This window comes from Arthrobacter arabinosi (genome assembly GCF_054511115.1).
Genome location: NZ_JBTNDF010000020.1, coordinates 1 through 8441, shown reverse-complemented (window position 1 = coordinate 8441; position 8441 = coordinate 1). Strand labels below are relative to the sequence as shown.

Genomic DNA, 8441 nt, shown 5'->3' with positions numbered 1-8441 from the left:
CACGCGGTGGCCGCGTCCATGTCCATCACCATGACGACCCGGGCAACCGCGCTACACCACTATGCGGGGCACAACTATTCGCTACGGCGAACGCCTCGCCGAGATCGGCGCGACCCCCTCTATCGGGACCGTAGGCGACAGCTACGACAACGCCCTCGCTGAGACGGTGAATGGGTACTACAAGACCGAACTCGTCCGTGGTCCAGCCCGGCCAGGCCCGTGGAAGACGGTCGAGGACCTCGAGCTAGCAACCCTCGGATGGGTCCATTGGCACAACACCCAACGCCTTCACGGGTACCTCGGCGACGTTCCACCCGCGGAGTTCGAGCAGACGTTCTATGCTGGCCAAACCATCCATAATCAACTGGTGGGAATCACATAGCGCGAGTCTCCATCAACCCCAGGGCGGTTCAGGACCCTTTTGGTGACCAGTCTGACTGTGACAGGTTTGGGTGGCCCCGGTAAGACGGGGTGGATTCTAACGATCGTCGCAACACTCGGTGGTTTTGTGGGTGTTCAGGAGCCTAGCAAAGCGCTCAGTCGGGGTGTCGTCGTTGAGGACGGCGCGAGGTCTGTCATTGAGTGCTGCGGCGACGATGGCCAGCTGTTCGGGTGAGTGAAGGGCGAGATTAGTGCGCTTGGGAAAGAACTGCCGAAGCAGTCCGTTGGTGTTCTCGTTCGTACCTCGTTGCCAGGGCGAGCGAGGCTCACAGAAGTAGACCGGGACGCCACTAGCTGCTGTGAATTCGGCATGTTGGCTCATCTCGGTTCCCTGATCCCAGGTAAGTGATGTCGCCAGAGACGCCGGTAGCCCGGCAAACGCCTGAATGAGGCCGTCCCTGAGCTCCCGGGTCCGATTGACTCCAGGAATATGGACGAGCATCACATAGCGGGTACTGCGCTCAACCAGAGTGGCAATGGCAGAGCGGTTTTGGGTCCCCATGATTAGGTCTCCCTCCCATGCTCCGGGCGCCGTGCGGTCAGCTGGGTCGAAGGGCCTGTCGCTGATCATCAGTACGTCCCCGGCGAATCGGGAGGGTCTGCGGGGTATCGCTCTGTTGGGCTTCCGTCGGCTGCGCCCGGTACGCAGGCACTTGACGAGCTCTCGTCGCAGCTCGCCTCGGCCCTGAATATAGAGGGCCTGGTAGATCGTTTCGTGCACCAGATGCAGCTCCGGGCGATCAGGAAACGCGGCTTTCAGCCGGCGGCAGATCAGGCCTGGACTCCACCACCGGTTCAGGTGGGTTTGGATGAAATCTCGTAGCTCGGGTACCCGTGCGATCTTCCCGGCTCTAGGTCGTTGACGGCGGACCCGGGCCATCTTTTGCGCGTGGTGCGGCCGGTAGGTCCCGCATGCGTGGCGGTTCCTGCTGATCTCACGGCTGATGGTCGATGGTGCCCGGCCCAATTCGGAGGCGATCGAACGAAGACTGTGACCGGCGCGGTAGCGATCCGCGATCGTGGTTCGTTCATCCTCAGACAGGTACCGGGAGGAGATGACCTCGGCGGGTTCTCGCACGAGGGACACAGCCGGATACAGATAGACGCGTCCGGTCAGTGGATCTTTCACCGTCCGCCCATGCCGCCACCGCGTCCCTGTCTTGCGGTTGATTCCCAGCGTCCGGCAGATCTCGGAATTACTGAACCCTTGCTTCATGAGCCGAACATAGCTGGCCCGCTCCGCTGTCATACCCGTCGGGCCGGGCTTCAACCTGACCTTCCCGTCAGCAGCCAACGCAACTCCTCTACATCTCAGATGTTGCGACGATCGTTAGAATCCACCCCGTCCTACCGGGGCCACTTACGGTTGACAAGGTCACCAGTCATGTGAGCACACCTACAGGTCGCTAAGAATGCTCCAGGCAGAGTACTGAATCTCTCCTGTTTCTGCCGCGTGTCGCTTTTTCCGAGTAATTAGTTCGTCTAGTCGGATTCTTCGTTCTAGTACAGCCATGAGGTCGCCGCCGTCCATCAAAAGAACCGAGTGGCGTCCCGTCCTGGCTACGAGGTCAGGCACCGAGGCTTGAAAACCTGACATCGAGACGAAGAGTCCGAGCGTATTGTCCAAACGTCTTGTGACCTTGCCAGCAAACTCTGTGACGTCTCTTGCTGCGATGGGTTTTGCCTGCCATTTCGCCTCAACGATGTAGTCGGTCCCTTCGAGGGTGAAAGCGCCGTCGATCTGCTCTCCGTAAACAGCGAAGGGCTTACGAGGTTCGAGGTCGAAAAGGTCGAAGACCTCGTTCAGAATCTTTTCAAGGGCATAGCCACGAGGCTGTGCCCGCATCTTCTCGGAAGCAGTAAACTTCACTTTCAGATCGTCAATCATCTGATTCATATGTTGCCGAAAAGCATTTACGTCCTTGCTAGTCTGTAGGCGACGTTGGAACTCCGTAATCTCTTCCTGCTCCTTGCGATAGGGGTTCACCAAGGGACGAAGTATGTCGATCGCCTCGCGAGCCTCCTGATATTTTCTGGCACCGTCTTCCAAGTGCTTCAAGGCAACAGGATCCGGCATGTCTGCCGCGGTCAGTATCAGCCGCACCAGCACGTCACGGTACTTGTGCTGATTTTCATTCAGATCATGCACAAGAGCGCGAGCTAGGTCACGCTTGGGAATGGTCTTGTCCTGCCATGGATATTGAAGGACCAGAGAGCGATCGCCAGTCGCCACGATAAGGAAGTCACGTAGGTCGTTCCGAAACCAGTAGGCCGTTGATAGAACACGGATCAGAGGGTTGATGACGGCAGGATTCACGTGCTGGACCATCCGCCCAGTCTAGGTTCGGTGGACGACGGCTTCACCAACGGGCTGTACGCACAGATTCTGCACCCTGCTTCGTGACTCAAGTGACCTCAGGAGGGGCGATCGGTTGTCCCTCGCCGCTCGAGCTCGGTTGGAGTCGCAGTGCAGGCTGTGGCTACGCCGCGCAGTGCACGCTTACCTCACATGATGAGAATGTATGCATAGGTGCCCCATCTGTACATCCGGTGGGCGGCGGCGAAAGCGTTGCGTTGGGGTATACCCCAACGCAACTGTGCAGATCGGCTCAGATGGTGTGGTTTCAGGGTCGCTTTCCGGGTTTTGCAACACGAACGGTGGAGGGTCTAGGCCTGGTGCAACGTCGGGTTGCTGCTCGGCTCACACGGGGGTCGGCTGGTGGGTGGGGCTGTACCCATGTCGGACGGGTGGGGTGGTGAGTAGGATCGGCGGATGACTAGCGCTGAGAACGTGCCGCTGACTTACCCGGAATTCAACGATCAGGGCGATCGGAACCCGGTTCGTCTTCCACTGACGGAAGCCTCGGAGCAGTGGGAGGTCGACACTGCTCAGGCTGCAGAGTCCATGGAGCCGGAGGAACCCTGGAGCTTGGGTGCGCCCACTTCCGAGCCGGACCAGAAGTAGCCGTTGCGCGCCGTGCTGTAGGTGACGCCCGTGTGAGTGTCGGCTTTGTCATGATGCTTCTGGCCTTGGCCGCTTATCGTGGCCAGCATGTCATCGGGCGTTTCCAAGCGAACGTGTTGCTGAAGGCCTTCCACCTCGGTTAGGACCGGCAGTCCGAGATCGCGGCCGGTCTGGCTACGGTCTGGGCTGCGGTGGCGGTCCTGTTGCTGAGCGGTGGCCTTGCCATTGTTGCAGCCGGTCTCATTTCGCTTTAGAGGGCACTGTTCATTGCGTTGTCACCTGTCGCTGGTAGCTTCACCGGATGGACGCCACCCTGCCCACACCTCAGATCTCGCACACCGTAACGGCCGCGAGCCTCGACGATCGCGTGGGATTCGACGAGCAATTCCTGGGTGTTTCGGTGCCCATGCCGGTCCTGGCCGGCGTCGAGACGGTCCTGCTCCCGTACACGCACTTCTCGGTGCTGATGCGCCCGGATAAGCGCCTGGCCGCAATCACGGCCCTCGGGGTCGACGGGGCGAAGCTCATGGACCTCGACCGCTCTGGGATCCAGTGGCGGTTGGATCCTCGGCTATCTGAGGATGAGCAGACGGGGGAGCGGGTCTACGCGCGCAACGACATCGACCGCGGGCACCTCGTCCGCCGGGCATCAGCGGTGTGGGGCGACACCCGAGCCGAGGCTCAGCAGGCCAATGAGGACACTTTCCACTACACCAACGCCGCCCTGCAGGCCGCAAAGTTCAACCAGGGCCTGGACCTGTGGTTGGGCCTGGAGTCCTACCTCCCCGAGGACGCCGCCGACAGCGGGCGGCGCCTGATCGTGTTCACGGGCCCGATCTTCAGCGACGTCGATCCGGTGTACCGGGGGGTGGAGATCCCGTTGCGGTACTTCAAGGTCGCCGTGTTCCTGCAGGACGGCTCGTTGGCGGCAACCGGGTATGTCGTGGATCAGACCCCGCAGCTCGCTGACCTCGAGGACGTGCCGAAGCCGGGCGCTGTTGGGGATGACGCGCCACCGTTGGGTCCGTTCCGGACCTTTCAGGTGCCGATCCGCGACATCGCCGCGCTCACCGGGCTCGGGCTCGACCAGCTGGTGGGGGTTGATTGGATGCCGATCGCCGCAACCCTACCCAGCGCGCGCGTGACCTCTGCCTGGCGGGAGCTCTCCAGCACCGAATGCCTTGACCTGGACTTCGACCTCAACAACTGATCACGACGTTCCGAAGGTGTGGTCGTCGCTGTTCTTGTCGTTCAGGAAAGGATCGATGCGCGTATCTGGCCCCAGTGAAGCCTCAGTTGATGATCTCGGCTTTGTCGCTCGAGAGAAGCGCTGACAGCCGATCCCGCCATGTCTGCAGTTGCTCGGGTGTTAGTCGGGTCCACTCAGTGATCTCGCCGACAATTCGCAGCGAGCCGCTGCTGCGGTACGACCGGGTGGGATTACCAGGGAACTTCTTGTCGGTCACGTTCGGGTCGTCCTCGAACCCTCCGGTGGGCTCAACCACGTACACCCGTGGAGCTGCAGTGCGCCCCTCCGCAAGTTCCGCAGCGATTTCCGCTGCAAGCCCGGCTCCATCGGCACGAGCTGTGAAGTAGACGTGGTTCATCACGATCTTGGGGCGGTAGTTCGATCGGTGGCCCGCTGTGAGCAAATCACCCACCTTCAGATCCGCGACCGTGCCATGGAAAAAAGGTCCCTCATCGAGTGGTTTGAACACCTGGGCTCCTCCTATCGGCGTGCTCGGACCCGTGAGTATGCCACCTCAGCAAGGCCTTGCCGCAAGTCCCCCTCCCCGCCCTAACCTGAAGGCGGTGGAGGTAGCCTCAGGTCGGTCAAGCCGTTGCAGTACTTGTTGATGGCTGCAGGGGACGCGGCGCCGCCCGAGGTGAGGTACCGGTCTGTGATGGCGTCGATCGTCAGCGCGGTGACCCCACCGGTTAGCAGCGGTTGCCAGTAGTGAGTCACCGATGGATGCGGGTGGCGATACGGTCACACAGTGTGATCCACTGACCGTTCGGCTGGAATTCCCAGTGATGTGTCTGAGTTCGGCCGTCGTCGCTGAAGGTGATGGTGGCGCGTTCGGTGTCACCCGTCAGGGTCCATGTCTGGTCGTTGTGCTCCAGGAGGTACTGACGCGCGAAGCCGTGGTTCTCGATGTTCCAGGAGAAGTAGGCGTGACGTTCGGCGTCCCAGCCGAGCAAGCTCATGGTGTCGAACGGCCCATTCGCCCGCTCGTCCTGAATGACGAAGAAGTTGCCCGTATGCCACCGGGCGGAGTGGACGCTGCGCCACGGGGCGCCGTCGAGATCTGCGCCGTACGCGGTCCCGGTAGCGCTCCAGTCGCCCAGGAACACAGCTAGAGCTTCGTTCTCCTTCGCCATGCGCATCATCCTGCCCCAGCAATGGTGCAGCGACAAGGGCAGAGCAACACCAGGGACCGCCTCGGAACGGGAACCCTGCCCGCGGCCGACTTGGATGTTCCCACGTAGTTGAAACCGCGGCAAAGGGCAGCCCCACCGTCAGCACGTCTTGTCGCTGTGTCTGGTATGCCAGAGGTGAGAGGACAGGTGTCGTAGTCTCACTATCCTCAGGTGGATTGACCTGTGAGGCGACCCGCAGCGAGATGACTAAGAGAGACAGTGCCTCTCGTGTCGGTGACGCGAGGCGGTGGGATATGTACACCAATGGAGCCTCCCGGCCGCCGACCAGTCGTCCAATCAAAGGATCCCTTGTTGCGAATCTGCAGGCACCCTGACGGCGGTCCGTCGTCGTTGTGAGTCGCAGTGCTTCGTGGCTGATCGTTCAGTCCGCGGGGCCATCCCCTAACGATCCTCGGTTGAGGGATTCCTTGGGACTCTCAGTGGTGGTGATGTGGCGGCTTTTCGGAGTGCGGTGAGTGCGGTGTGGATGAGGCGTGCCCGGACGGGGTGGGTGCGGGTGAAGGCGACGATGCGGCGGCTCACGGTGGGGCCGGTGAGGGCTCGGGTGGTGAGGTTGCCGGGTATCCCTGTCAGTGCGATCGTGGGAAGTACGGTGATACCGAGGCCGGCGGCGGTGAGACTGAGCGCGGCGTGGTGATCATCGAGGCGAGCGATGTAGCTTGGCGTGAATCCCGCGGTTGTGCAGGCCCGGGCGATGATTCGTCCGGTGGGTCCGTCGTGGATGTCGTGGTCGATCCATGCTTCTCCGCGGAGTTGGATCATATCCACGGTGTCGTGCGCGCATAAGGGGTGGTCCTTGGGGAGGACCAGGCGTAGTTTCTCCTCGGCCAGGACGTGTCTTTGGTAGCCCTCGAGGGTGAGCGGGTCTGCGTCGAGGGCTTCGTTGCGGATTTCGATGTCGGGGTGGTGCCGTCCTCCGCCGGGGTGGAGCTCGTTGATGCTGATTTCCACCACGGTGGTGGGGGAGATATTTCGTAGGACACTGACGACGTGTGGCATCCAGGCTTGGGCGACCGAGGCGAAACACGAGAACGTGATGCGCTCGGCCCTTCCTGCCCGGAGGTCCGCCACAGTTCGTTCAAGACGTTCCAGATCCGAGAGGGCCTGGCTGCTCTCTTCGGCCAAGTGGAGAGCGGCCGATGTGGCCTCGATGCCCCGCCCGCTTTTCTCGAAGAGCACCAGCCCGGTTTGCCGGGCGAGGACCTGGAGATGCTGACTGACCGTGGCAGGAGTGAGGTGTAATCCCTTGGCGGCTCCGTGCACTGATCCCGCGGCGATCACGGCCCGCAGGACGATGAGCTTATGAGGATCCAACACAAACCCATTCTAAGGTAACGCCTGATAATCGTTGGCAAATAATTGCTGGTGCCGCACAGTGCCTGGCCGTCATCGTGGAAGTGAAGACAGAGGGCTGCCTCGTCCAGGCGCCCTCGTCTGCCGCACTACTCACCCTGGTCGAGACCTCAGCGTGTGCTCGCATCCTTGCTGACGCGCTTGCTCGATGCTGCTTGTGAAAGGCCATTCTCATGGACATGACGAATTACCTCGCGCTGCTAGGAGTCGCAGTCATTCTCGCGATCACCCCGGGGCCGGACACCTTGCTGACTCTGCAATACGCCCTGCGCAGGCCAAGCGCAGGGCTCTTCGCGGCCCTCGGTTCAGCATCAGGAATCTTCGTGTGGGCGGCCCTGGTCGCCGCCGGCATCGCAGCCTTTCTCCAGGATTCACCCGTGGCCTTTCACACCCTTCGCGTCCTGGGAGGTGCGTACCTTTTCTACCTTGGCTATCGCACCCTCACCACCCACGCCCGTGACCGCGGAGCACACGCGAGGACGCCCGTGACAGTCGCCGCAGTCGGCGTACCGCAAAAACCTTCCACAAGCACTGTCACCACGGATAACCCGGTGAGTACCCTCACCGATACCCCTGTCGATGGCCTGCAAACACGGGGCACTGCCCCGACGAAATGGTCGGCGTTTACCGCCGGTGTGCTGTGCTGCCTCACGAACCCGAAAACGGGGCTGTTCTTCCTCGCCCTCATACCCCAGTTCACCCCCACCGACGCAACACCTCTCTACGTTGTAGCCGTTGTCGGTGGCACCGTCGCAGCAGTAATCGGTGGTTACCTCGCCATCATTGCCCTCGGCGCGCACACCGCCGGAACGTGGCTCAACCGACCCACAGTCACCCGGTGGATCCATCGAATATCAGGTGTCGTCTTTATCGTGCTGGGGCTCATGACCACCATCCCCGTCATCACCGCCCTGCTCTAACCAATGACAGCCGCCACGCCACGTCGGTACCAGCCTCGACCAGGTTCATCGATGATGTCCCTGCTGCTGATGCTCGGAACCGTGATCACCGTCTTCGTCAGCATCGGTCGGGCCGCCACTGCCTCGCAGGAACGAGTGCCACTAATCAGTGGGCCCCACTCGATCTGTACTGGAACTTCAGGCACGGCCTCTACGTCTGCTCCAATCCCGTCCACACTCGAACGACTCACGGACGACCGTCCAGGGACTGTAAGAAAAACGGTGTGTGAGGGCCCGGCCTGATCCGAGAGGAGATGGCCGTGGATGACTTCACGACTGAC

The 8441-nt window shown here is 61.5% G+C and carries 8 protein-coding genes and 1 pseudogene; 4 read left to right on the top strand and 5 right to left on the bottom strand.

All coding sequences use genetic code 11. The features are described 5' to 3' along the window. Positions 1–70 precede the first annotated feature (70 nt). A pseudogene (locus ACX80P_RS16800) lies at positions 71–382 on the top strand (integrase core domain-containing protein); the annotation flags it as partial. Positions 383–478: 96 nt separating this feature from the next. Here ACX80P_RS16800 and ACX80P_RS16795 read toward each other — a convergent pair. Next, positions 479–1657, bottom strand: coding sequence for an IS30 family transposase (locus ACX80P_RS16795; protein WP_459279243.1), 1179 nt, complete (start codon positions 1655–1657; stop codon positions 479–481). Positions 1658–1837: 180 nt separating this feature from the next. Continuing rightward, the gene (locus tag ACX80P_RS16790) at positions 1838–2770 is read right to left on the bottom strand and encodes a restriction endonuclease (protein ID WP_459279242.1); all 933 of its coding nucleotides are present in this window, start codon (positions 2768–2770) and stop codon (positions 1838–1840) included. Between the two features lie 444 nt (positions 2771–3214). Here ACX80P_RS16790 and ACX80P_RS16785 point away from each other — a divergent pair, with 444 nt between their 5' ends. Further along, complete coding sequence (locus ACX80P_RS16785) at positions 3215–3406, top strand: hypothetical protein (RefSeq protein WP_459279241.1); 192 nt, start codon at positions 3215–3217, stop codon at positions 3404–3406. Positions 3407–3707: 301 nt separating this feature from the next. Then, positions 3708–4616 (top strand): DNA/RNA non-specific endonuclease, encoded by a 909-nt coding sequence (locus ACX80P_RS16780; RefSeq protein WP_459279240.1) that lies wholly within the window; start codon positions 3708–3710, stop codon positions 4614–4616. Positions 4617–4698: 82 nt separating this feature from the next. Here ACX80P_RS16780 and arr read toward each other — a convergent pair whose 3' ends face one another. The 3 genes from arr to ACX80P_RS16765 all read right to left on the bottom strand — a co-directional run bounded on the left by arr (position 4699) and on the right by ACX80P_RS16765 (position 7165). Continuing rightward, positions 4699–5124: an NAD(+)--rifampin ADP-ribosyltransferase gene (gene arr, locus ACX80P_RS16775; protein WP_459279239.1), complete on the bottom strand. Its 426-nt coding sequence runs from the start codon at positions 5122–5124 to the stop codon at positions 4699–4701. A 244-nt stretch (positions 5125–5368) separates the two neighbouring features. Next, positions 5369–5788, bottom strand: a complete 420-nt coding sequence (locus ACX80P_RS16770; protein WP_459279238.1) for a hypothetical protein — start codon at positions 5786–5788, stop codon at positions 5369–5371. A 441-nt stretch (positions 5789–6229) separates the two neighbouring features. After that, positions 6230–7165 (bottom strand): LysR family transcriptional regulator, encoded by a 936-nt coding sequence (locus ACX80P_RS16765; RefSeq protein ID WP_459279237.1) that lies wholly within the window; start codon positions 7163–7165, stop codon positions 6230–6232. Between the two features lie 209 nt (positions 7166–7374). Between ACX80P_RS16765 and ACX80P_RS16760 the strand changes: the two genes are divergently transcribed. Continuing rightward, positions 7375–8121, top strand: a complete 747-nt coding sequence (locus ACX80P_RS16760) for a LysE family translocator (RefSeq protein ID WP_459279236.1) — start codon at positions 7375–7377, stop codon at positions 8119–8121. The last annotated feature ends 320 nt before the right edge of the window (positions 8122–8441 follow it).